General features: G+C 52.8%; 20 protein-coding genes, 1 tRNA gene and 1 pseudogene. 11 read left to right on the forward strand and 11 right to left on the reverse strand.

Annotated elements, in window-relative coordinates; all coding sequences use genetic code 11:
- Positions 1-159: pseudogene (locus FDX03_RS23375) on the reverse strand (PadR family transcriptional regulator); the annotation flags it as partial.
- A 238-nt stretch (positions 160-397) separates the two neighbouring features.
- On the opposite strand from FDX03_RS23375, the gene FDX03_RS13435 reads away from it, so the two are divergent.
- A complete protein-coding gene (locus tag FDX03_RS13435) occupies positions 398-1,180 on the forward strand; it encodes a siderophore-interacting protein (protein WP_061068652.1) in 783 nt (260 codons plus the stop codon).
- Here the strand turns inward: FDX03_RS13435 and FDX03_RS13440 are convergent.
- Positions 1,177-2,025 carry a helix-turn-helix transcriptional regulator gene (locus FDX03_RS13440; protein WP_040230561.1) on the reverse strand — a complete coding sequence of 283 codons (849 nt, stop codon included), beginning with the start codon at positions 2,023-2,025 and terminating at the stop codon, positions 1,177-1,179. The two genes, FDX03_RS13435 and FDX03_RS13440, sit on opposite strands and share 4 nt — an antisense overlap.
- A gap of 67 nt (positions 2,026-2,092) precedes the next feature.
- On the opposite strand from FDX03_RS13440, the gene cfa reads away from it, so the two are divergent.
- Complete coding sequence (cfa, locus tag FDX03_RS13445; RefSeq protein WP_137346054.1) at positions 2,093-3,247, forward strand: cyclopropane fatty acyl phospholipid synthase; 1,155 nt, start codon at positions 2,093-2,095, stop codon at positions 3,245-3,247.
- A 90-nt stretch (positions 3,248-3,337) separates the two neighbouring features.
- Here the strand turns inward: cfa and FDX03_RS13450 are convergent, their stop codons facing one another.
- On the reverse strand, positions 3,338-4,996 hold the full coding sequence (locus FDX03_RS13450) for a glycerone kinase (RefSeq protein WP_115642814.1): 1,659 nt from the start codon (positions 4,994-4,996) through the stop codon (positions 3,338-3,340).
- Between the two features lie 560 nt (positions 4,997-5,556).
- Here FDX03_RS13450 and FDX03_RS13460 point away from each other — a divergent pair.
- Positions 5,557-6,654, forward strand: a complete 1,098-nt coding sequence (locus FDX03_RS13460; protein WP_005131422.1) for a glycerol dehydrogenase — start codon at positions 5,557-5,559, stop codon at positions 6,652-6,654.
- A 92-nt stretch (positions 6,655-6,746) separates the two neighbouring features.
- The gene (gene dhaR / locus FDX03_RS13465; RefSeq protein WP_048213505.1) at positions 6,747-8,672 is read left to right on the forward strand and encodes a dihydroxyacetone kinase operon transcriptional regulator DhaR; all 1,926 of its coding nucleotides are present in this window, start codon (positions 6,747-6,749) and stop codon (positions 8,670-8,672) included.
- Here dhaR and FDX03_RS13470 read toward each other — a convergent pair.
- From FDX03_RS13470 to FDX03_RS13485, 4 genes are read right to left on the reverse strand one after another with little or no spacing between them, the layout of a single operon-like run.
- Positions 8,650-9,180, reverse strand: coding sequence for a cob(I)yrinic acid a,c-diamide adenosyltransferase (locus FDX03_RS13470; protein WP_061068651.1), 531 nt, complete (start codon positions 9,178-9,180; stop codon positions 8,650-8,652). The two genes, dhaR and FDX03_RS13470, sit on opposite strands and share 23 nt — an antisense overlap.
- A complete protein-coding gene (locus tag FDX03_RS13475; RefSeq protein WP_061068650.1) occupies positions 9,181-9,534 on the reverse strand; it encodes a glycerol dehydratase reactivase beta/small subunit family protein in 354 nt (117 codons plus the stop codon).
- Positions 9,535-9,550: 16 nt separating this feature from the next.
- On the reverse strand, positions 9,551-10,714 hold the full coding sequence (gene dhaT / locus FDX03_RS13480) for a 1,3-propanediol dehydrogenase (RefSeq protein ID WP_048213323.1): 1,164 nt from the start codon (positions 10,712-10,714) through the stop codon (positions 9,551-9,553).
- 22 nt (positions 10,715-10,736) lie between these two features.
- Positions 10,737-11,165, reverse strand: a complete 429-nt coding sequence (locus FDX03_RS13485; RefSeq protein ID WP_061068649.1) for a heme-binding protein — start codon at positions 11,163-11,165, stop codon at positions 10,737-10,739.
- A 393-nt stretch (positions 11,166-11,558) separates the two neighbouring features.
- Between FDX03_RS13485 and FDX03_RS13490 the strand changes: the two genes are divergently transcribed.
- From FDX03_RS13490 to FDX03_RS13510, 5 genes are all read left to right on the forward strand, one after another.
- Positions 11,559-13,226, forward strand: coding sequence for a propanediol/glycerol family dehydratase large subunit (locus FDX03_RS13490; protein ID WP_061068648.1), 1,668 nt, complete (start codon positions 11,559-11,561; stop codon positions 13,224-13,226).
- Between the two features lie 11 nt (positions 13,227-13,237).
- Positions 13,238-13,822 (forward strand): propanediol/glycerol family dehydratase medium subunit, encoded by a 585-nt coding sequence (locus FDX03_RS13495; protein WP_040230555.1) that lies wholly within the window; start codon positions 13,238-13,240, stop codon positions 13,820-13,822.
- Between the two features lie 2 nt (positions 13,823-13,824).
- Entirely contained in the window at positions 13,825-14,253 is a 429-nt protein-coding gene (locus FDX03_RS13500; RefSeq protein ID WP_005131409.1) for a glycerol dehydratase small subunit DhaB3, read from the forward strand.
- A 10-nt stretch (positions 14,254-14,263) separates the two neighbouring features.
- A complete protein-coding gene (locus FDX03_RS13505; RefSeq protein WP_137346055.1) occupies positions 14,264-16,075 on the forward strand; it encodes a diol dehydratase reactivase subunit alpha in 1,812 nt (603 codons plus the stop codon).
- Between the two features lie 113 nt (positions 16,076-16,188).
- Positions 16,189-16,512: a DUF1889 family protein gene (locus FDX03_RS13510; RefSeq protein WP_001573898.1), complete on the forward strand. Its 324-nt coding sequence runs from the start codon at positions 16,189-16,191 to the stop codon at positions 16,510-16,512.
- A 218-nt stretch (positions 16,513-16,730) separates the two neighbouring features.
- Here FDX03_RS13510 and FDX03_RS13515 read toward each other — a convergent pair.
- Positions 16,731-16,806, reverse strand: a tRNA-Ile gene (locus FDX03_RS13515).
- A 124-nt stretch (positions 16,807-16,930) separates the two neighbouring features.
- On the opposite strand from FDX03_RS13515, the gene mug reads away from it, so the two are divergent.
- A complete protein-coding gene (mug, locus tag FDX03_RS13520; protein ID WP_101742455.1) occupies positions 16,931-17,437 on the forward strand; it encodes a G/U mismatch-specific DNA glycosylase in 507 nt (168 codons plus the stop codon).
- Between the two features lie 45 nt (positions 17,438-17,482).
- Here mug and rpoD read toward each other — a convergent pair whose 3' ends face one another.
- The 3 genes from rpoD to rpsU all read right to left on the reverse strand — a co-directional run bounded on the left by rpoD (position 17,483) and on the right by rpsU (position 21,761).
- Positions 17,483-19,330 carry an RNA polymerase sigma factor RpoD gene (gene rpoD, locus FDX03_RS13525; RefSeq protein ID WP_003024699.1) on the reverse strand — a complete coding sequence of 616 codons (1,848 nt, stop codon included), beginning with the start codon at positions 19,328-19,330 and terminating at the stop codon, positions 17,483-17,485.
- A gap of 232 nt (positions 19,331-19,562) precedes the next feature.
- Positions 19,563-21,308: a DNA primase gene (dnaG, locus tag FDX03_RS13530; RefSeq protein ID WP_048213264.1), complete on the reverse strand. Its 1,746-nt coding sequence runs from the start codon at positions 21,306-21,308 to the stop codon at positions 19,563-19,565.
- 237 nt (positions 21,309-21,545) lie between these two features.
- Positions 21,546-21,761 carry a 30S ribosomal protein S21 gene (gene rpsU / locus FDX03_RS13535; RefSeq protein WP_001144069.1) on the reverse strand — a complete coding sequence of 72 codons (216 nt, stop codon included), beginning with the start codon at positions 21,759-21,761 and terminating at the stop codon, positions 21,546-21,548.
- 236 nt (positions 21,762-21,997) lie between these two features.
- Here rpsU and tsaD point away from each other — a divergent pair, with 236 nt between their 5' ends.
- Positions 21,998-23,011 (forward strand): tRNA (adenosine(37)-N6)-threonylcarbamoyltransferase complex transferase subunit TsaD, encoded by a 1,014-nt coding sequence (gene tsaD, locus FDX03_RS13540; protein WP_003024694.1) that lies wholly within the window; start codon positions 21,998-22,000, stop codon positions 23,009-23,011.
- Positions 23,012-23,018: the final 7 nt, after the last annotated feature.

The raw sequence follows: 23,018 nt of genomic DNA on the forward strand, positions 1-23,018 counted from the left end.
GTGTTCTTTGTTACAGCCTTCGTGATGACGTTCTTCACCTTTACAGCAACCTTCGTGGTGTTCGCTGTGATGACCTTCGTGGCGATGTCCTTCACCCTTACAGCAGCCTTCGTGCTGGTGTTCTGCATGTTTGCAGCACCCTTCATGATGATCTTGCATCATTCATCTCCTGACGTTATTTAGATATATCTAATTTATATCTAAACTTTTTCTATTTGCAAGTGTATACAGGAATATTAATTTAATTTATTGATTTATATATATTTATTTTTTTGTTTCGCGTTTGGAGTGGCTATCCATACTCTATCAAAAAAGTTCTTGCAATATTCTCAATTAGCAATCATTATCATTTAAAATTTATTTAGATATATCTAATCTCTGTCACGAAGGCGAAAAAATGACAAATAACATTCCACGCTATCCACAGCGCGTTCGCAATGAGCTGCGCTTCCGTGAACTGACCGTCCTGCGGGTTGAACGTATCAGCGCGGGTTTCCAGCGCATTGTACTGGGCGGTGACGCTCTGGATGGTTTTAGCTCACATGGTTTTGACGACCACACCAAGGTCTTTTTCCCTGAGCAGGGCAGTCACTTTGTGCCGCCCGTAGTGACGGATGAGGGGATTGTCTGGCCGGAGGGTGTGCGTCCGGTATCCCGTGATTACACGCCGTTGTATGACCAGGCACGCCATGAACTGGCGCTGGATTTTTATATCCACGACGGCGGCGTGGCGAGTACGTGGGCGATGAATGCGCGTGAAGGTGACAAATTGACGATTGGCGGACCGCGTGGCTCGCTGGTGGTACCAGAAGATTATGCGTACCAGGTTTACGTGTGTGATGAATCTGGAATGCCTGCGCTACGTCGTCGGCTGGAGGCGATCGGTCGTTTAGCGGTACGTCCAAACGTGACGGCGCTGGTTAGCGTACACGATGCAGCGTATCAGGATTATTTCGCTCATCTCGATGGTTTTACGATTCAGTGGTTTGTCGGCCATGACGAACAGGCAGTGAATGATCAGCTTTCACAGCTGACCGTACCTGCACAGGATTATTTCATTTGGATAACTGGCGAAGGAAAAGTGGTGAAAAACCTGAGCGCCCGCTTTGCTACTGAGGCTTTCGATCAGCAGTTGGTGCGTGCCGCGGCTTACTGGCATCAACGTCGGAACGTTAATTAATAATGTGACGGTGAAACGCCAAACGCCTGGCGGAATGCATAGCTAAACGCTGCGGTGCTTGAATATCCCACATCGAGCGCCACGGCGGTTACGCTTTTATTTTTCTTCAGCATGAGTACAGACTCCAGAATTCGCATTTTTTGCTTCCAGACGCTGAAGGGTAATCCGGTTTCTTTTTTGAAATGACGCGAAAAGGTACGGGCAGACATACCCAAATGTTGTGCCCAATACTCTACTGAATGTTCCAGCGCCGGTGACGCTTGTATTGTTCGGCACACATGGGTTAATTCACGATCCTGCGGCCAGGGTAATACAAAGGCGACCTCTGGTAATTGCAGAATAATGTCAACCAGCACACTGACCAGTTTGCCTTCTTTTGACTGGCTATCATAATGGCCTGAAATTGAATTCGTGGCGTAATGAATAAACTCTCTGGCGAAATCACTGATCGCCACGACTTTACACTCATGGATACTTTCTTCGAGAAAACCCGGTTTAATATCCAGATTCTCTAAATGCACATCATCCAGCGCCCAAACTGCATGCTCAGTATTATTGGGGATCCAGATGCCGTAATGCGCGGGGATTATCCAGCACTTGCCGGCGACATCAATGCGCATACTGCCTTTGCGGGCAAAATGAAACTGCATAAAAGCGTGCGAGTGCTGCGGAACATGGTGGTTGGCTTCCAGGACATAAGAGCGAAAGTAAACGTCCTGCGGCAGTTCTGCCATGGAATCGTCCGGGAAGGAATTCCAATGTTTTTGCGCGAGAGTTTCCATAAATAAATCGTCAATGCTCCCGGTGGTGTGGCCGCTGTTCGATAGATCTTGTCCGCAAATCATAATACATACATTCTTTTTTCCATAATAATCTTGCGTAATAATTAATAGCCCACTTTTGGTAAATACCATGAACACGCTTTGTTCAGATGCTGTCATCGTCAATGAAACAAATGATAACTGGACCCGAATGGGAAAAGAGCTGCTCCAGCAAGCAGATATTCAGATCAATGGTTCCCGCCCCTGGGACATTCAACTTCATCATGCCGGTTTCTTTAAACGGGTGCTGCAACAAGGCTCCTTGGGGCTTGGCGAAAGCTATATGGAAGGCTGGTGGGACTGTGAACGCCTCGATGTTCTGTTCTGCAAAATTCTGAAAGCAAAACTCGACCAGCAAATGCCGGGAAATCTGAAAGATATATTACGTATTGCCAGCGCCCGCCTGTTTAATTTGCAGTCTCGCAGTCGTGCGTGGATTGTCGGTAAAGAACACTACGATATTGGCAACGATCTCTTTGCACTCATGTTGGATCCCCACATGCAATATTCCTGTGGCTACTGGAAAGAGGCAACCACTTTAGAAGACGCGCAAAACGCCAAATTAAAAATGATTTGCGAGAAGCTGCAACTGAAACCGGGCATGCGTTTACTCGATATTGGTTGTGGCTGGGGCGGGCTGGCCGAATATGCGGCGCGTCATTACGGCGTGGCGGTAGAAGGCGTCACTATCTCGAAAGAGCAGCAAAAAATGGCGCAGCAGCGCTGTGAAGGGCTGGACGTTAATATTCTGCTGCAGGATTATCGCGACCTCGATAAACACTATGATCGTATTGTCTCCGTGGGGATGTTTGAACACGTAGGGCCGAAAAACTACGACACCTATTTCAGCATCGCCGACCGTTGTTTAAAATCGGATGGGCTGTTCCTGTTACATACTATTGGTAGCAATAAAAAAGGGATGAGCGTCGATCCGTGGATCAATAAATATATTTTCCCGAATGGCTGCTTACCGGCGATTTCTCATATTGCTGAAGCGAGCGAGTCGCGATTCGTGATGGAAGACTGGCATAACTTTGGCAGTGACTATGATAAAACGCTGATGGCCTGGCATGCGCGGTTTAATCAGGCGTGGCCGGAGCTGTCATCGCGTTATTCCGCGACTTTCAGAAGGATGTTCAATTATTACCTGTGCGCTTGTGCTGGTGCGTTCCGCGCCAGAGATATTGAGCTGTGGCAAGTACTGTTTAGCCGGGGCGTAGAAGGCGGGATCCGCGTTTATCGTTAACGTTCCGCCGGATGTCGGCGTTGCCTTATCCGGCCTACAAAGCTTTGCACTCGTAGGCCTGATAAGCGCAGCGCATCAGGCACTTATGGCTTATCCCAACTCACTCTCTGCCAGCGCTTTAAACACCATTGCGACGGCGTGCGCGCCGGGGTCCATATTGCCCAGCAGGCTTTCGCCGCTGAGATACGATGCGCGGCCCGCATTGGCTTTGCTCGACAGACAGGTACGTTCTGCGCCTGCCTGTGCGGCGTCAAAAGCGGCTTGCAGGTTTTGCGGTTGTGCCAGCAGAGACGTCAGTGCGGGTTGCAGCGCGTCAATCATCGTACGGTCACCTTCGTCTGCACCACCGTAGAACTTCATCTGCGCCAGGCCCGTATTCAGCGCCTCGGCAACGTTAGCCCCTTGTTCGAGTTTCTGCCCGGCGGCGGTAAAGAAGATGGACATCAGTACGCCGCTGGACCCGCCCATCACCACGGTCAGGCGTTCGCCGATCAGGGCGAACAGCGTGGCAAGGTTATCCAGTGGCAGTCGCTGACGATGCAGCAGGTCAGCGATTTCACGCGCACCAGCGGCAAAAGTTGAACCCGTATCACCATCGCCTACTTTGGCATCCAGCGCGTTGAGGTGTGTTTCCAGATCGGAAAGCGTTCCGGTGACCTGCTCAATAATCCCGGCAACCAGCGTGTTGGCTGAGGGCTGAAATTCGACACGCGCGCTGCGCTGCGATGACGGCACACAGTTGATTTCGCGTGGTGGGATCGGGGTTGGCCAGCTGCTGGTTTCTACTTCGGTTAACAGTGCTTTTTCGATGCTCTCTTCCAGTACGATGGCGGTCAGCGAGAAACCTTTCATATCCAGGGCGGTGACCAGCGAGGCCGGGCCAATCAGCCAGTCGATACGCGGATGCAGTGGGCTGTTTGCCAGTTCCCGAGTGATAATAGCCATTTCAGCAACGGACACGCCGCCCAGGTTATTAATCATTACTGCCAGACGGCCGGTTTCGGGCAGTGCCGCCAGCAGTTTATCCACCATCAAATTCACCACCTGCGCACTGTTTTGCGTGTCGATAACCGAAGCACCTGGTTCGCCGTGAATGCCCATGCCCAGTTCGGCATGGCCCGCATGATGGCGCGGTGCGGCGTCGGTTTCCTGCGGCAGGTGGCAACTGGAAATGGCGACGCCCAGGCTGAAGGTGTTACTTGCTGCATACTGCGCTTCACGCAGGACGGTAGCGAGGTTGTAGCCGCGTTCAGCGAAATAGCCTGCCACTTTATGAACCAGGATAGTGCCCGCAATCCCGCGAGGATGCTTGTTATCCGGCAGGGAGATATCGTCGCCGACAATCAGCATTTCGACGTTATAGCCAAGGCGACGGGCTTTCTCGGCGGCGAGACCGAAATTAAGACGGTCACCGGTGTAATTTTTAACGATCAATAAACAGCCCGCCTCACCGGTCACCGCCTGAATGGCGGTCAGTACCGCATCCACGCTCGGGGAGGCGAAAACGTCGCCACAGACCGCAGCGGTTAGCATACCTTTACCGATAAACCCAACGTGCGCGGGTTCGTGCCCTGAACCGCCGCCAGAAATGACCGCCACGTTATCTTTGTTGAGATCGCGACGTACCACGATGCGAATAGCCGGATCGCTTTCCAGACGCGCCAGATTGTTCCACGGACTGGTGATAATCGTACCGTCGATGACGTCGTTAACGAGTTGGGTACGCTGATTAAAAAAGAATTGAGACATAACGGCTCCTCGAGGTTGAGTGTAAGACAAACCCCCGAATGCATTGTCATGGTGCGGAGGCGATGGGGAGATTCTGGCGGAGTCAGCGTGGAAAAAAACAGCGGCAAAATGAGTTTCATTACGGAACGTAATTGTTATTTTTTGTTCCGTAATGGAACGCATTTGTGAGATGAACGATCACAATGCGAGCCCGCTCGACTTTTTTATCGCCTTTTCAGTGCTGGCCACACCGCACAGTAAACGTTTTGTTACTGCTTTTAACGGCGTCAGAGAGGGGCAAAGGGAATTTGATTTTCGCGTTCTGCAAGGATTTGTCGGAAAATGAACGGATCGGGATCGCAAACCTTAGTATTTTCAGGGTTAACCGTTTCAATATGGAACGCATGTCATTTTTATCTGTTTCATATCAGAACAAAAAGACGAATAATTTTTTTGTTCCCGCCTCGCCATACAGTTATTGCATCGCTCCGGTCTCCCGTTTTCGCCGTTCGCAATAGGCTAAACAGGTTAACGCCAGGGCTCACCATGTAAAAACATGTACTTATTTGAGGATGAAAGGAATGCTAAAAGTTATTCAATCTCCAGCCAAATATCTCCAGGGTCCTGACGCTTCTACCTTATTTGGTCAATACGCTAAAAATCTGGCAGACAGCTTTTTCGTGATTGCAGATGACTTCGTCATGAAACTGGCGGGAGACAAAGTACTCAATGGCCTGCACAGCCACGGTATTAGTTGCCACGCGGAACGCTTCAATGGCGAATGCAGCCATGTTGAAATTAATCGCCTGATTGCCATTCTGAAGCAGCACGGTTGCCGTGGTGTGGTTGGGATTGGCGGTGGGAAAACGCTGGATACAGCCAAAGCGATCGGTTACTACCAGAAACTGCCGGTGGTGGTGATCCCAACTATCGCCTCAACTGATGCGCCAACCAGTGCGCTGTCTGTTATCTATACCGAAGCCGGTGAGTTCGAAGAATATCTGATCTACCCGAAAAACCCGGATATGGTTGTCATGGATACGGCAATTATCGCCAAAGCGCCGGTACGTCTGCTGGTAGCCGGGATGGGCGATGCGCTCTCGACTTGGTTTGAAGCAAAAGCGTGTTTTGATGCCAGAGCGACCAGCATGGCGGGAGGACAGTCCACGGCGGCGGCCCTGAGCCTGGCGCGCTTGTGCTATGATACGTTGCTGGCAGAAGGTGAAAAGGCTCGCCTGGCGGCGCAAGCTGGCGTGGTGACCGATGCTCTGGAACGTATCGTGGAAGCGAACACCTATCTCAGCGGCATCGGCTTTGAAAGCAGTGGTCTTGCGGGTGCACACGCCATCCATAATGGCTTCACCATTCTGGAAGAGTGTCACCATTTGTACCACGGTGAAAAAGTCGCCTTTGGTACGCTGGCGCAACTGGTGCTGCAGAACAGCCCGATGGAAGAGATCGAAACGGTGCTGAATTTCTGCCAGAAAGTAGATCTGCCGGTAACGCTGGCGCAAATGGGCGTGAAAGACGGCATCGACGCTAAGATTATGGCCGTTGCGAAAGCCACCTGCGCGGAAGGTGAAACCATTCACAATATGCCGTTCCCGGTGACGCCTGAAAGCGTCCATGCCGCTATTCTGACGGCAGACCTGCTGGGACAGCAGTGGCTGGCACGTTAATCAGACGTCGGTAAGCCTTTTATTTGGCATCTTCTCCCCCTCTGGCAGTCTCTGCCGGAGGGGTTGTCTATGGTAAAACAGCGGAAATGGATATGACGGCGCACACTCATGGCATAGGGAAGGAAGTCTCTTCGGTCATTGCTCAGTCATGGCATCGTTGCAGCAAGTTTATGCAGCGGGAAACCTGGCAGGCACCGCATCAGGCACAGGGACTGACTTTTGCGTCGATTTGTCGCCGTAAGACTGCGCTACTGACGATTGGACAGGCTGCGCTGGAAGATGCCTGGGAGTTTATGGATGGACGTCCGTGCGCACTGCTGATTCTGGATGAATCGGCTTGTATTCTCAGCCGGTGCGGCGATCCACAGACGGTGGAACAGCTGGCGGAGCTTGGCTTTCGTGACGGTAGCTACTGCGCGGAAAGCATTATCGGCAGTTGTGCGCTATCGCTGGCAACGATGCCAGGGCAGCCGACAAAAACCTCTGGCGATCAGCATTTTAAGCAGGCGCTGCATCCGTGGTCGTTCTGCTCGACGCCGGTCTTCGATAACCATGGTCGACTGTTTGGCTCTATTTCTTTGTGCTGTCTGGTAGAGCATGAGTGCGTTTCTGATTTGTCCCTGACGCTGGCGATTGCCAGAGAAGTCGGCAACTCTTTGCTGACTGATAGCCTGCTGGCCGAATCTAACCGCCATCTGAATCAGATGTACGGACTGCTGGAAAGCATGGATGATGGCGTGATGGCGTGGAACGAGCAGGGCGTTCTGCAATTTCTTAATGCCCGTGCCGCTTTGCTTTTACATCTGGATGCACAGGCCAGCCAGGGTAAAAACATTAATGACTTGCTCAATCTGCCCATGCTGCTGCGCCGGGCGATAAAACATGCCCGCGGCCTGAATCACGTCGAAGTCACCTTTGAAAGCCAGCATCAGTTTGTTGATGCCGTCATTACCCTGAAGCCGATTGTTGAAGAGCAGGGCAACAGCTTTATTCTGCTGCTGCACCCGGTCGAACAAATGCGCCAACTGATGACCAGCCAGCTCGGAAAAGTCAGCCACACCTTTGAACAGATGTCGACGGATGACCCGGAAACCCGTCGGCTGATCCATTTTGGTCGCCAGGCGGCGAGAGGGAGTTTCCCTATTCTGTTGTGTGGTGAAGAGGGAGTGGGTAAAGAGCTATTGAGCCAGGCTATTCACAATGAAAGTGAACGTGCCAGCGGGCCGTATATCGCCGTGAACTGCCAACTGTATGCCAACAGCGTGCTGGGGCAGGATTTTATGGGCAGTGCGCCAACCGATGATGAAAACGGTCGGCTGAGCCGCCTTGAACTGGCGAACGGCGGTACGCTGTTTCTGGAAAAAATTGAGTATCTGGCACCAGAGTTGCAATCCGCGTTGTTGCAGGTTATCAAGCAGGGGGTATTAACCCGCCTTGATGCCCGCCGCCTGATCCCGGTAGATGTCAAAGTGATTGCTACTACCACGGTTGATCTCGCCAACCTGGTGGAGCAAAACCGCTTTAGCCGCCAACTGTATTACGCGTTACACTCCTTTGAAATTGTTATTCCACCGCTGCGGGCACGGCGTAACAGCATTCCGGCGCTGATTCATACACGCTTAAATAGCCTGAAAAAACGCTTTTCATCCAGCCTGAAGCTGGACGATGACGCGCTGGCGCAACTGGTGGCCTACTCGTGGCCGGGCAATGATTTTGAACTCAACAGCATTATCGAAAATATCGCCATTAGTAGCGACAATGGCCATATTCGCCTGAGTAATCTGCCGGATTATCTGTTTGCCGAACGTCCGGGTCTGGAAGCAGCATCTTCACTGCTGCCAGCCAGCCTGACGTTTACCGCCATCGAAAAAGAGGCGATTATCCATGCCGCCCGCGTCACCAGCGGACGTGTGCAGGAAATGTCGCAACTGTTGAATATTGGCCGCACCACCTTGTGGCGCAAGATGAAGCAGTACGACATCGATGCCAGCCAGTTTAAGCGCAAACATCTGGAGTAGTTTCTTCGATTCTGGCCATCGAAAACAGCGCATCTGACAGACGATTGATGTAACGCTTAAGCTCATCACGCAGCGTCAACGTTCTGCCCATGGTGATGAGGAGTCGCTCCAGCCGACGCGCCAGCGTGCGCGCAACGTGTAGCTGTGCCGATGCGAGGTTTTTCCCCGGAATAACAAACTCTTTTAGCGGACCGCTTTGCGTCATATTGCGATCAATAAGCTGCTCCAGCGCCTGAATATCCTCGGGACTGATCGTCTGCGTTAAGCGAGCAAGACCCTTCTCATCGCTGGCAAGTTCCGCGCCGAGCACAAACAGCGTCTTCTGGATGGTATGTAAATCCTGGCGAAGCTCTGTCAGGCGCGTGCTGGCGTAGCAGACGCCAAGCTGGGAAATCAGTTCGTCCACGGTGCCATAGGCATTCACGCGGATATCGTCTTTGTCGATACGGCTGCCGCCAAACAGCGCGGTTGTGCCCTTATCACCAGTGCGGGTATAGATACGGTACATTTATGTTATCTCGCTGAAAGGAAGCACTTTGACCAGTTGACCGGCATTGGCACCAAGCGTGCGGATCTGCGCCATTCCGGCGGCGATATGACCACGGATCAGCGCCCGATCCTCTGGCAACTGGGCGTGGGTTAAAGCAATATCACCCGTGGCGTTAAGACCAAGACCGACACGCAGCGTGGAGCTTTTGGCCGCAAGTTTGCTCAATGCCAGTGCGCAGTCATTCTCGTCGCAACAGACCGTCCGGCATGGGACGCCTTGCTCTTCCAGTCCCCAGCACAGTTCATCAAGCGCGCGGGTATCCTGCCAGCGTGGGTGATAAAACAGATGTACGCCCGGTGATGAAAGTGACATTGCGCCCCCTGTACTATCAGAATGCCTGACGGAAGATCTCGGCAATTTCTTTCTCGTTCCCTTTGCGCGGGTTAGAGAAGGCGTTGCCGTCCTTCAGCGCCATTTCCGCCATGTACGGGAAATCGGCTTCTTTGACGCCCAGATCGCGCAGATGCTGCGGAATGCCGATATCAGCGGAGAGACGGGCGATGGCGTGAATGGCCAGCTCAGCGGCATCCATGGTTGACAGCCCGTCGGTGTTCTCGCCCATAAACTCAGCGATATCGGCAAATTTTTCCGGGTTAGCGATGAGGTTATAACGGGCTACGTGTGGCAGCAATACCGCATTTGCCACGCCGTGCGGCATGTCGTACAGACCACCGAGCTGGTGTGCCATCGCATGAACATAGCCGAGATTGGCGTTGTTGAAGGCCATACCCGCCAGCAGCGAAGCATAGGCCATATTTTCACGGGCTTTCAGGTTGCTGCCCAGCGCCACAGCCTGACGTAAATTACGCGCGATCAGGCGGATCGCCTGGATAGCGGCGGCATCGGTGACCGGGTTGGCATCTTTGGAAATATAGGCTTCCACGGCGTGGGTCAGGGCGTCCATCCCGGTGGCGGCGGTCAGCGGGGCGGGTTTACCGAGCATCAGCAGCGGGTCATTAATGGAAACCGACGGCAGGTTACGCCAGCTGACGATCACGAATTTCACTTTGGTTTTGGTATTGGTCAGCACGCAGTGGCGGGTGACTTCGCTGGCCGTACCGGCAGTGGTATTCACCGCGACAATCGGCGGCAGCGGGTTGGTCAGGGTTTCAATCCCGGCATAGCTGTAGAGATCGCCTTCGTGCGTGGCTGCGATACCGATACCTTTACCGCAGTCATGCGGGCTACCGCCGCCGACAGTAACGATGATATCGCACTGCTCTTTACGAAAGACCTCCAGACCGTCGCGCACGTTGGTATCTTTAGGGTTCGGCTCTACGCCGTCAAATACGACCACCTCAATCCCGGCTTCACGCAGATGTGCCAGCGTTTTATCTACCGCACCGTCTTTTATCGCCCGCAGACCTTTATCGGTGACCAGCAGCGCTTTTTTACCGCCTAATAGTTTGCAACGTTCGCCGACAACGGAAATAGCATTTGGGCCAAAGAAGTTCACATTTGGCACCAGGTAATCAAACATACGATAGCTCATAATATACCTTCTTAGATTTAAATTATAATTCAGAGAAACAATTCAGTGCGGTTTCTGCTAATAATCTGTCTTGTTCCACGGTGCCGCCGCTAACGCCGACGGCACCAATTAATTGACCGTCAAATACAACAGGTAAACCGCCACCAAAAATAACGATTCGCTGTTGGTTGGTGAGCTGTAAACCATATAGAGAAGCACCTGGTTGTACTGCATCGGTAATTTCATGGGTGCCCTGTCGCAGACAGCAGGCGGTCCAGGCTTTATTGAGAGAAATATCACAACTGGTGACAAACGCCTCGTCCATGCGCTGCATCAGTAGCGTGTTTCCGCCGTGGTCGACCACGGAAAAGACCACCGGAACGTTGATTTCAATCGCTTTTGCCTCGACGGCAGTCGCCATTTTCTTTGCGGCCGCCAGCGTAATGGTGGCAATTTGTTGGCTCTTATTCACAGTATCTCCTGACAAGGTTGTAGGGCTGAGGTCGCAAAAAATATCGCGCTACAGCTATTTTTTCTCATTGGGTTTTCTGTATTTTCTCGCGACGCGTTATTAAGTCAATAGTGTGGATTTTTCTAAAATATTAATTTAATTCCCTGCGTTCGGCATTTGTTGATAATGATCATTTAAGCGCGTCACAATTCTTTATGGATATTCCTGTTGACCGTTTCAATATGAAACGCTGACATTTAAATATGTATCAAATTGGAACGTAATTAATTTTATTTTTTTATCGGCCTGCTCATTTAAAGTTCGGCTATTGCTGATAAAGGCGATTGCTGGGGGGATAGAGCACCAGCGATACAGCCTGGCGTCCCTATTCTTTATCTTTTGAGTCTATAAACTATGAGAAGATCAAAACGATTCGAAGTTCTTGCGAAGCGCCCTGTAAATCAGGATGGGCTTATTGGCGAATGGCCGGAAGAAGGTCTGATCGCCATGGAAAGTCCCTACGATCCAGCCTCTTCTGTGAAGGTGGAAAAGGGTCGTATCGTTGAACTGGACGGCAAGCGCCGCGCCGAGTTCGACATGATTGACCGCTTTATTGCCGACTACGCGATAAACGTGGCTGAAACCGAGCGTGCCATGCAGCTCGACGCACTGGAGATCGCCAGAATGCTGGTGGATATCCACGTCAGTCGCGAAGAGATCATTGCTATTACCACCGCTATTACCCCGGCGAAAGCGGTGGAGGTGATGGCGAAAATGAACGTGGTAGAGATGATGATGGCGCTGCAAAAAATGCGCGCCCGACGCACCCCCTCTAACCAGTGCCATGTGACCAACCTGAAAGATAATCCGGTGCAGATTGCCGCCGATGCCGCTGAAGCGGGGATTCGTGGTTTTTCCGAACAGGAAACGACGGTCGGGATTGCCCGCTATGCGCCGTTTAACGCCCTTGCGCTGTTGGTCGGTTCTCAGTGTGGTCGCCCTGGCGTACTGACACAATGTTCTGTTGAAGAGGCTACTGAGCTGGAGCTGGGAATGCGTGGGTTAACCAGCTACGCCGAAACGGTGTCGGTCTACGGAACGGAATCGGTATTCACTGACGGCGACGATACGCCATGGTCAAAAGCATTTCTCGCCTCGGCCTATGCGTCCCGCGGCCTGAAGATGCGCTATACCTCCGGTACCGGTTCGGAAGCCTTGATGGGCTATTCCGAAAGTAAATCGATGCTGTACCTGGAGTCGCGCTGCATTTTTATCACCAAAGGCGCGGGTGTACAGGGGCTGCAAAACGGCGCGGTTAGCTGTATCGGGATGACGGGCGCAGTGCCGTCGGGGATCCGCGCGGTACTGGCGGAAAACCTGATTGCGTCGATGCTCGACCTTGAAGTGGCCTCGGCTAATGACCAGACCTTCTCACACTCCGATATTCGCCGTACCGCCCGCACCCTGATGCAGATGCTGCCCGGCACCGACTTTATCTTCTCTGGCTATAGCGCCGTCCCCAATTACGACAACATGTTTGCCGGTTCTAACTTCGATGCTGAAGACTTCGATGATTACAACATACTGCAACGTGACCTGATGGTTGACGGCGGCCTGCGCCCGGTAACCGAAGAAGAAACCATCGCTATCCGTAACAAGGCGGCGCGGGCTATCCAGGCGGTATTCCGAGAACTGGGCCTGCCGACTATCAGTGATGAGGAAGTGGAGGCTGCCACCTACGCTCACGGCAGCAAAGACATGCCTGCGCGCAATGTGGTGGAAGATCTGGCGGCAGTGGAAGAGATGATGAAGCGCAACATTACCGGGCTGGATATCGTCGGGGCGCTAAGCGGTAGCGGATTTGAAGATATCGCCAGCAATATTCTCAATATGTTGAGACAGCGCGTGACCGGTGATTACCTGCAAACATCGGCCATTCTGGATCGTCAGTTCGACGTGGTCAGCGCCGTGAATGACATCAATGATTATCAGGGACCCGGCACCGGCTATCGCATCAGTGCCGAACGCTGGGCAGAAATTAAAAATATTGCGGGCGTGGTTCAGCCCAGCTCGATTGAATAAGGCGGTACACCGTGGAATGCACAACTGAACGTAAGCCCGTTTTTACCTTGCAGGTCAGTGAAGGCGAGGCGGCAAAAGCAGACGATCGCGCTGATGAAGTGGTGATTGGCGTCGGGCCGGCCTTTGGCAAGCACCAGCATAAAACCCTGATTGATATGCCGCACAACGCGATTCTGAAAGAGCTGGTGGCAGGGATTGAAGAAGAGGGGCTGCATGCGCGAGTGGTGAGAATTCTGCGCACCTCTGATGTCTCTTTTATGGCGTGGGATGCGGCGAACCTCAGTGGCTCCGGCATCGGGATTGGTATTCAGTCAAAGGGAACCACAGTTATTCATCAGCGTGATTTGCTGCCCCTGAGTAACCTTGAACTCTTCTCTCAGGCCCCGCTGCTGACGCTGGAAACCTATCGCCAGATTGGAAAGAACGCTGCGCGCTATGCACGCAAAGAGTCGCCCTCGCCGGTTCCGGTGGTCAATGACCAGATGGTGCGCCCCAAATTTATGGCCAAAGCCGCGCTGTTTCACATTAAAGAAACCAAGCATGTGGTGCAGGATGCTGCGCCTGTCACGCTGCATATTGCATTAGTAAGGGAATGACAATGAACGACAACATCATGACCGCGCAGGATTATCCTTTAGCTACCCGCTGCCCGGAGAAAATCCTGACCCCCACCGGGAAACCGCTAACCGATATCACCCTTGAGAATGTGCTGGCGGGACATGTAGGGCCGCAGGATGTGCGTATTTCTCAGCAAACGCTGGAGTATCAGGCGCAGATTGCCGAACAGATGCAACGTCACGCCGTGGCGCGCAACTTCCGCCGCGCGGCCGAACTGATTGCCATCCCGGATACCCGCATTCTGGAAATCTACAACGCGCTACGTCCGTTTCGCTCTTCATTCGCGGAGCTACAGGCGATCGCTGATGAGCTGGAACATACCTGGCACGCGACGGTGAACGCCGGATTTGTGCGTGAGTCGGCAGAGGTGTATCAGCAGAGAAACAAGCTGCGTAAAGGCAGCCAGTGACGGAGGGAATATGCCGTTAATCGCAGGGATTGATATCGGCAACGCCACCACGGAAGTGGCGTTGGCGCAGCATGACCGGTTTATCGCCAGCGGGATTGTCGCGACCACGGGCATGAAAGGAACGCGGGACAATATTGCCGGGGTGGTCGCTTCCCTGCAGCAGGCGCTGGAAAAAACGCCATGGTCGCTTAAAGATGTGGCGAAAATCTGTATCAATGAAGCCGCACCGGTGATTGGCGATGTGGCGATGGAAACCATCACGGAAACCATCATTACCGAATCAACGATGATAGGGCATAACCCACAAACGCCCGGCGGCGTTGGCGTGGGAATGGGAACCACCATTGCTGTGGAGAAGCTGGCGGCATTGAGTGAGGATCGATTTGCTCAGGGCTGGATCCCATTGGTGGGTGAGGCAATGGATTTTCTCGAGGCAGTTTGGCTCATTAATGAGGCACTGGATCGCGGAATCAACGTGGTGGCGGCCATCCTGAAAAAAGATGATGGCGTGTTGGTGAATAATCGCCTGCGTCGGCCAATGCCGGTGGTTGATGAAGTCACCCTGCTGGAGAAGGTGCCGGAAGGTGTGCTGGCGGCGGTGGAAGTGGCGGCCGCGGGCCAGGTTGTTCGTGCGCTGTCTAACCCCTACGGCATCGCCACGTTCTTTGCCCTGACGCCGGAGGAAACACAAACCATCGTCCCTATTGCCAGAGCGCTGATTGGTAACCGCTCCGCCGTGGTGCTAAAAACCCCGCAGGGCGATGTGCAATCAAGAGTGATCCCGGCGGGTAAGATCTTTATCCGTGGTGAAAAGCGCGGCGGTGAAGCCGACGTAGCGCAAGGTGCGCAGGCCATTATGCAGGCGATGAACGCCTGCGCGCCCGTGCGCGATATTGGTGGGGAAGCTGGTACGCACGCAGGCGGCATGCTGGAGCGAGTGCGAAAGGTGATGGCCTCGCTGACTGGGCATGATATGAACGCGGTGCATATTCAGGATCTGTTGGCGGTTGATACGTTTATTCCGCGCAAGGTGCAGGGCGGCATCGCCGGGGAGTGTTCGATGGAAAATGCTGTCGGCATTGCGGCGATGGTGAAATCCGATCGTTTACAAATGCAGGCTATTGCCAGCGAGTTGAGCGCGCGATTAAACACCTCCGTTGAAGTAGGAGGGGTAGAGGCCAATATGGCCGTGACAGGTGCGTTAACGACGCCTGGATGTGCTGCACCGCTGGCGATCCTCGATTTAGGCGCAGGTTCCACTGATGCAGCCATCATCAATAGCGAAGGGACAGTAAAGGCGGTACATCTGGCCGGTGCGGGTAATATGGTCAGCCTGTTGATTCAGACGGAGCTGGGTCTGAGCGATCCGTTTCTGGCCGAGGAAATAAAAAAATACCCGTTGGCGAAAGTAGAGAGCCTGTTCAGTATTCGTCATGAGAACGGTGCGGTGGAGTTTTTCCGCGAACCGCTCAGCCCATCAGTATTCGCCAAAGTGGTGTATCTGAAAGGTGGCGAGCTGATCCCGGTAGATAACCAGACTTCGCTGGAAAAAATTCGTCTGGTGCGACGTCAGGCCAAAGAGAAGGTTTTTGTGACCAACTGCCTGCGTGCATTGCGCCAGGTGTCTCCCGGCGGATCCATTCGCGATATCTCTTTCGTGGTGCTGGTGGGCGGTTCCTCGTTGGATTTCGAAATCCCACAGATGATTACCGACGCGCTGGCACATTACGGGGTTGTCGCCGGACAGGGCAACATTCGTGGTACCGAAGGGCCGCGTAATGCGGTGGCGACCGGGCTGGTTTTGGCCGGAATGGCGAATTAATCGTGCAGAAAACAGCCTCCGCAAGCGTTTAGCTGCGGGGTAAATCAAATAAAGGCAACGTTCTCTTTGATATCCCGGCGGAGTTGGGTACATAGTATAAATGTGTCTCTCACGTGGTTAATTTTAAGGATAAGAGCATGCCAACAGCAATTGAGAAAGCATTGGATTTTATTGGTGGTATGAACACTTCGGCGTCAGTACCCCATTCAATGGATGAAAGTACCGCTAAGGGAATCCTAAAGTATTTGCATGACTTAGGTGTGCCAGCGAGTCCGGAAGTTGTAATGGCACGGGGTGAGCAGGAGGGATGGAATCCTGAGTTCACGAAAAAAGTAGCCGGATGGGCAGAAAAAGTCGCCTCCGGTAACCGTATCCTTATCAAGAATCCAGAGTATTTTTCGACCTATATGCAGGAGCAGCTCAAAGAACTCGTGTGAGCTGACTATCGAATAACACGCTAACGGACGTTTCCATCTCTGATGGTAGCGTCCTAATGGCATGCCAGCAATATGGGCTGGCGTATCGCATGATATACCTTATTCCCTCGCCATCCCCCGCTACGCATTCAGAGCCATCCAATTATTGGCTTTGCCAACAATTGCATATATTTCCAATAACAAAAAGGACCTGCGATTTCTCGCAAGTCCTTGAAATTTGGTGGCCCCTGCTGGACTTGAACCAGCGACCAAGCGATTATGAGTCGCCTGCTCTAACCACTGAGCTAAGGGGCCGTGGCGGTGGATTATAAAGTAACTCCGCGTTGCAATCCAGACATAAGCGTACGGATGCTGTTTTTATAAACAATGTATTTTCAGTCCGTTATACTTGTCCCTTGATGTATTGTTCGGAGTAATTATGGTTAAGGACATACTGGCACCGGGGCTGCGGGTAGTATTTTGCGGCATCAATCCGGGGCTCTCTTCTGCGGGTACAGGATTTCCCTTTGCGCATCCCGCGAATCGCTTCTGGAAGGTTATCCATCAGGCGGGATTTACCGATCGCCAGCTTAAACCTGAAGAGGCACAGCACCTGCTGGACTTCCGCTGCGGCGTGACGAAATTTGTCGACAGACCAACGGTGCAAGCCAATGAAGTGAAGCTACAGGAAATGCGCAACGGCGGTCGTCTGCTCATTGAGAAAATAGAAGAGTATCAGCCCGCCGCGCTCGCAATCCTCGGTAAGCAGGCCTTTGAGCAGGGCCTTAGCCAGCGTGGGGCGCAGTGGGGGAAGCAGACGTTGACCATTGGCGCGACGCAATTATGGGTATTGCCGAATCCCAGCGGGTTAAGCCGGATCACGCTGGATAAACTGGTGGAAGCGTATCGGGAAGTGAACGACGCCCTGCTCAGGCGGGGACTATAAAGAAAAACGCCACCTTGCGGTGGCGTTTATGCTTATGTGGCGAGATTAATCGTCGAGGAAGCTACGCAGTACTTCAGAGCGGCTCGGGTGGCGCAGTTTACGCAGCGCTTTCGCTTCGATCTGACGGATACGTTCACGGGTAACGTCGAACTGTTTACCGACTTCTTCCAGCGTGTGGTCAGTGTTCATATCGATACCGAAACGCATACGCAGAACTTTCGCTTCACGAGCGGTCAGGCCAGCCAGAACGTCATGCGTTGCGGCACGCAGGCTCTCGGTGGTCGCGGAGTCCAGCGGTAGCTCGAGGGTGGTATCCTCGATGAAATCACCCAGATGCGAATCTTCATCGTCGCCGATCGGCGTTTCCATGGAGATAGGCTCTTTGGCGATCTTCAGCACTTTACGGATCTTGTCTTCCGGCATCAGCATGCGTTCAGCCAGCTCTTCCGGTGTCGGCTCGCGGCCCATCTCTTGCAGCATCTGACGGGAGATACGGTTGAGCTTGTTGATAGTCTCAATCATATGTACCGGGATACGGATGGTACGCGCCTGATCCGCGATCGAACGGGTGATCGCCTGACGGATCCACCAGGTTGCATAGGTGGAGAACTTGTAACCACGACGGTATTCAAACTTATCAACCGCTTTCATCAGGCCGATGTTACCTTCCTGAATCAGATCCAGGAACTGCAGGCCACGGTTGGTGTATTTTTTAGCGATAGAGATAACCAGACGTAAGTTCGCTTCAACCATCTCTTTTTTCGCACGGCGGGCTTTCGCTTCACCGATGGACATGCGACGGTTGATGTCTTTAACCTGCTCGATGGTCAGGCCGGTTTCTTCTTCAATCTGCTGCAGTTTCTGCAGGCCGCGGTGAACGTCATCTGCCACGTCGTGCAGTTTTTCAGACCACGGTTTGTTCATCGCGATTGCCGCGTTGAACCAGGTTTCGCTGGTTTCGTTGCCAGTGAACAGGGTGATGAAGTTTTTCTTCGGCATTTTGCACTGCTCAACGCAGAGCTTCATGATCAGACGTTCCTGAGTACGCACGCGGTCCATCATGACGCGCATGCTGTTTACCAGGTAGTCGAACTGCTTCGGCACCAGACGGAACTGTTTGAACACTTCGGACAGCTTCTGAATTTCTTCCTGCGCGGCAGCATGGCTGCGGCCTTTCGCTTTAATGGTGTCGCGAGTGATTTCGTACTGAGTACGCAGTTCACCGAATTTTTCACGCGCTAACTCAGGGTCGATGCTGTTGTCGTCATCGCTGCTGTCGTCGTCGCCATCTTCTTCATCTTCGTCTTCATCGTCATCCATCTCTTCCTGAGAGAGTTCAGAACCGACGTGGGTCGCCGTTGGCGCCATGTCTTCTTCCGCGTTTGGATCGACAAAGCCAGTGATCAGATCGGAAAGACGTGCTTCTTCAGCTTCTACGCGATCGTACTGCTCAAGCAGGTAGGTGATAGCTTCCGGGTATTCGGCAACGGAGCATTGAACCTGGTTAATCCCGTCTTCGATGCGTTTAGCGATGTCGATTTCGCCTTCGCGGGTTAACAGTTCAACGGTACCCATTTCACGCATGTACATGCGGACCGGGTCAGTTGTACGACCGATTTCGGACTCAACGCTGGACAGAACCTGGGCAGCCGCTTCTTCCGCGTCTTCATCGGTGCTGTTGGAGGTTTCAGCAAGCAGCAGATCATCGGCATCAGGTGCTTCTTCCATCACCTGAATACCCATGTCATTGATCATTTGGATGATGTCTTCGATTTGATCTGAATCGACGATATCTTCCGGCAGATGGTCATTGACCTCGGCATAGGTCAGATAGCCTTGCTCCTTACCACGTTGGACAAGAAGCTTCAGCTGTGACTGCGGGTTTTGCTCCATAAGACGGTATCCACACTTAATTCGTTTGATTGGTGTTGGGCGGTAAAACCGCCAACGGCAAAACGAGGGCATACTTATATTTTGCCGCTGCCTCTCCGTGCGGCTGTCGGGGGCTTCCCGATCGATATTCGGCAGTTAAGCCGTTAAATACTTCATCTTTCACGTTGTCTCTGCGTTAGCTGCGTTCGTTTACTTGCTGCCTTGATACAACGCGAATGATTTTGTCTTTCTCTTATTTCCTGGCCAGTTCCTGGTTCAGCGTCCAGAGTTCCCGGCGTTCTTCGCTGCTTAAACCGTGTGTGCGCTCACGAGCTATCAACTCTTCCTGGCGCAGTTCAAGCATCGAATCAAACATATGGTTGAGTGAGTCGGTGAAGGTTTTTTCTGCGATATCTTTATCTGCTATATCGTCCCACATCGACAGTTTTTCAAGGGTTGCAGCATCATTTGTGCCACGGTAGTGTTCTAAAAGTTGCCCGGTGGTCAGACCTGGCTGAGCCAGACAAGTGTTGACCAGTTCTCTGAATAAGCCAAGTCCAGGCAGCTTATTGCTATCCAGTGCGCCTAACGGTGGAACCAGCGGGGCGAGCTCCGGGTTCTGCACCAGCAACCCTATAAGTATACGCATGGTCGTACGTTTTAGCTGTGGAACAGGGCGGGAAGCCCCATTTTCTGCCAGTTTTGGCATTAAACGTTCAAGCTGGCTGTCATCCAGAATGCCGAGCTTGTTTCCCAACTCCTGTCGCAGGTAAATGCGCAACGTTTCGCCTGGTACCTGAGTAATCAGCGGTAATGCCAGCGTGCTGAGCTGTGCGCGTCCGTCTGGGGTACTCAAATCCACCTGCGGCAACAGGCTGTTAAATAAAAACGCAGAGAGCGGCAGCGCCTGCTCCATCCGGGCTTCAAAGGCCTCTTTCCCTTCTTTGCGCACCAGCGTATCGGGATCTTCGCCGTCAGGTAAAAACATAAAGCGTAGCTGGCGTCCGTCTGTCATATAGGGCAGTGCGGTTTCCAGCGCGCGCCATGCTGCGTCGCGCCCGGCGCGGTCGCCGTCGTAACAGCAAATTACGTTGTTCGTCGCGCGGAACAACAGCTGAATGTGATCGGCGGTGGTGGATGTCCCAAGGGATGCCACGGCGTAGTTAATGCCGTATTGCGCCAGCGCCACCACATCCATATAGCCTTCTACCACTAACAGGCGCTGCGGATCGGCGTTATCCTGCTGGGCTTCATAAAGGCCATACAGCTGGCGACCTTTATGGAAAATATCGGTTTCCGGGGAGTTGAGATACTTCGGCAGGGCATCGCCCAGCACGCGTCCACCAAAACCAATGACCCGACCACGTTTGTCGCGGATGGGGAACATCACCCGTTCGCGGAAGCGATCGTAACTGCGTCCCTGATCGTTGGTGACCAACATCCCCGCATCGACCAACGATTTGCGATTCTCAGCATTGCCGCCAAACCGTTTCAGGACGTTGTCCCAGCCGGGGGGCGCAAAACCAATAGCAAAACGGGTGATAACGTCGCTACTTAATCCTCGCTTTTCCAGGTACTGGCGCGCGGGGGTAGCGGCGGGCTGCATCAAAGACTGTTGATAAAAAGTGTTCAGGCCGTCCATCAATTGATAAAGGCTTTGCCGTTGATGGCGCTCTATCTGACTGGGGCCACTGCCTGCTTCATAGGGCACTTCAAGGTTGTGCATTGCGGCCAGTTCTTCGACGGTTTCCACAAACTCGAGCTTGTCGTAGTTCATGAGAAAGTCGACGGCGTTGCCATGCGCGCCACACCCAAAGCAGTGATAAAACTGTTTTTCACCGTTTACGGTGAAAGAGGGGGTTTTTTCGTTATGGAACGGACAGCACGCGTGATAATTTTTGCCCTGCTTTTTCAGCTTTACCCGCGCGTCGATGAGATCGACGATGTCGGTTCTTGCCAGCAGGTCATTGATAAAAACGCGAGGAATTCGTCCAGCCATAAGCCCCTGTTTTTTGATGACTCATATACACAAAATCATTCAGGATGCATCAAGGCGGCAAGGAAGCGAATCCTCAGGAGCGTACATCAGTACGTGACTGGGGTGAGCGACTGCAGCCAACACAGAGGCAGCTTGAATGATGACGTGTATAAACGAAAATAAGCCGCGCATTCCTTCCGGAAGCACGGCCTTACAACTACAACTCAGTCTGAATTGAGAGCTTTGGCTCTCAATAGATTAGTACAGACGAGTACGGCGTGCGTTTTCGCGAGCCAGTTTCTTCGCGTGACGTTTCACAGCAGAAGCTTTAGCGCGCTTACGTTCGGTAGTCGGTTTTTCATAGAACTCACGACGACGAACTTCCGCCAGAACACCTGCTTTTTCGCATGAACGCTTGAAGCGACGCAGTGCTACGTCGAACGGCTCGTTTTCACGTACTTTAATTACCGGCATGTAACTCTCACCTTTAATAAATTCGGTTTGCCGCTGGCATCAACGCCAGCTTATTTCAAAATGGTGCGGAATTTTACTGCAATTGCTGCTGCTTTGTAAAGCACCGACGCGATTTTGAAAGGGACTTTTATAAGGACAAGGAGTATACACGAGCGGAACTCCTGGGGCGAACAAAGTTTTACATCAACCCGCATTGGTCCTACACTGCGCGGTAATAGAGCGAGGTAAAACAAGTCATGCGTGTACTGGGTATTGAAACATCCTGCGATGAAACCGGCATCGCCATTTACGACGATGAAAAAGGTCTTTTAGCCAACCAATTGTATAGTCAGGTGAAATTACACGCTGACTACGGCGGCGTAGTGCCAGAACTGGCCTCGCGCGATCATGTACGTAAAACCGTACCGCTGATCCAGGCCGCGCTGAAAGAAGCGGGACTGACGGCAAAAGAGATTGATGCGGTAGCGTATACCGCAGGTCCTGGTCTGGTTGGCGCGCTGCTGGTTGGCGCAACCGTAGGACGCTCCCTGGCGTTCGCCTGGGGCGTGCCGGCGATTCCTGTACACCATATGGAAGGTCATCTGCTGGCGCCGATGCTGGAAGATAATCCTCCTGCTTTTCCGTTCGTCGCGCTGCTGGTTTCTGGCGGTCACACGCAGCTGATTAGCGTCACCGGTATCGGTCAGTATGAATTACTCGGCGAATCGATTGATGATGCTGCTGGTGAAGCGTTCGACAAAACCGCCAAGCTGCTGGGACTGGATTATCCTGGCGGTCCAATGCTGTCAAAGCTGGCCTCGCAAGGCGTTGAAAAACGTTTTGTCTTTCCGCGCCCGATGACCGACCGTCCGGGGCTGGATTTCAGCTTCTCCGGGCTGAAAACCTTTGCCGCGAATACCATTCGTAATAACGAAAATGACGATCAGACGCGCGCAGATATCGCCCGTGCCTTTGAAGATGCGGTAGTTGATACGCTGATGATCAAGTGCAAACGCGCGCTGGATCAAACCGGTTTTAAACGTCTGGTGATGGCGGGGGGCGTGAGCGCGAACCGTACGCTGCGCGCAAAATTGGCTGAAATGATGCAAAAACGTCGTGGCGAAGTATTTTACGCGCGTCCGGAATTTTGTACCGACAACGGGGCGATGATCGCCTACGCGGGCATGGTGCGTTTTAAAGCAGGCGCAACGGCGGATCTTGGCGTAACCGTGCGCCCACGCTGGCCGCTGGCGGAATTACCGGCGGCGTGATTTTTTG

This window comes from Citrobacter sp. wls827 (genome assembly GCF_005280875.1).
Lineage (GTDB): Bacteria > Pseudomonadota > Gammaproteobacteria > Enterobacterales > Enterobacteriaceae > Citrobacter > Citrobacter youngae.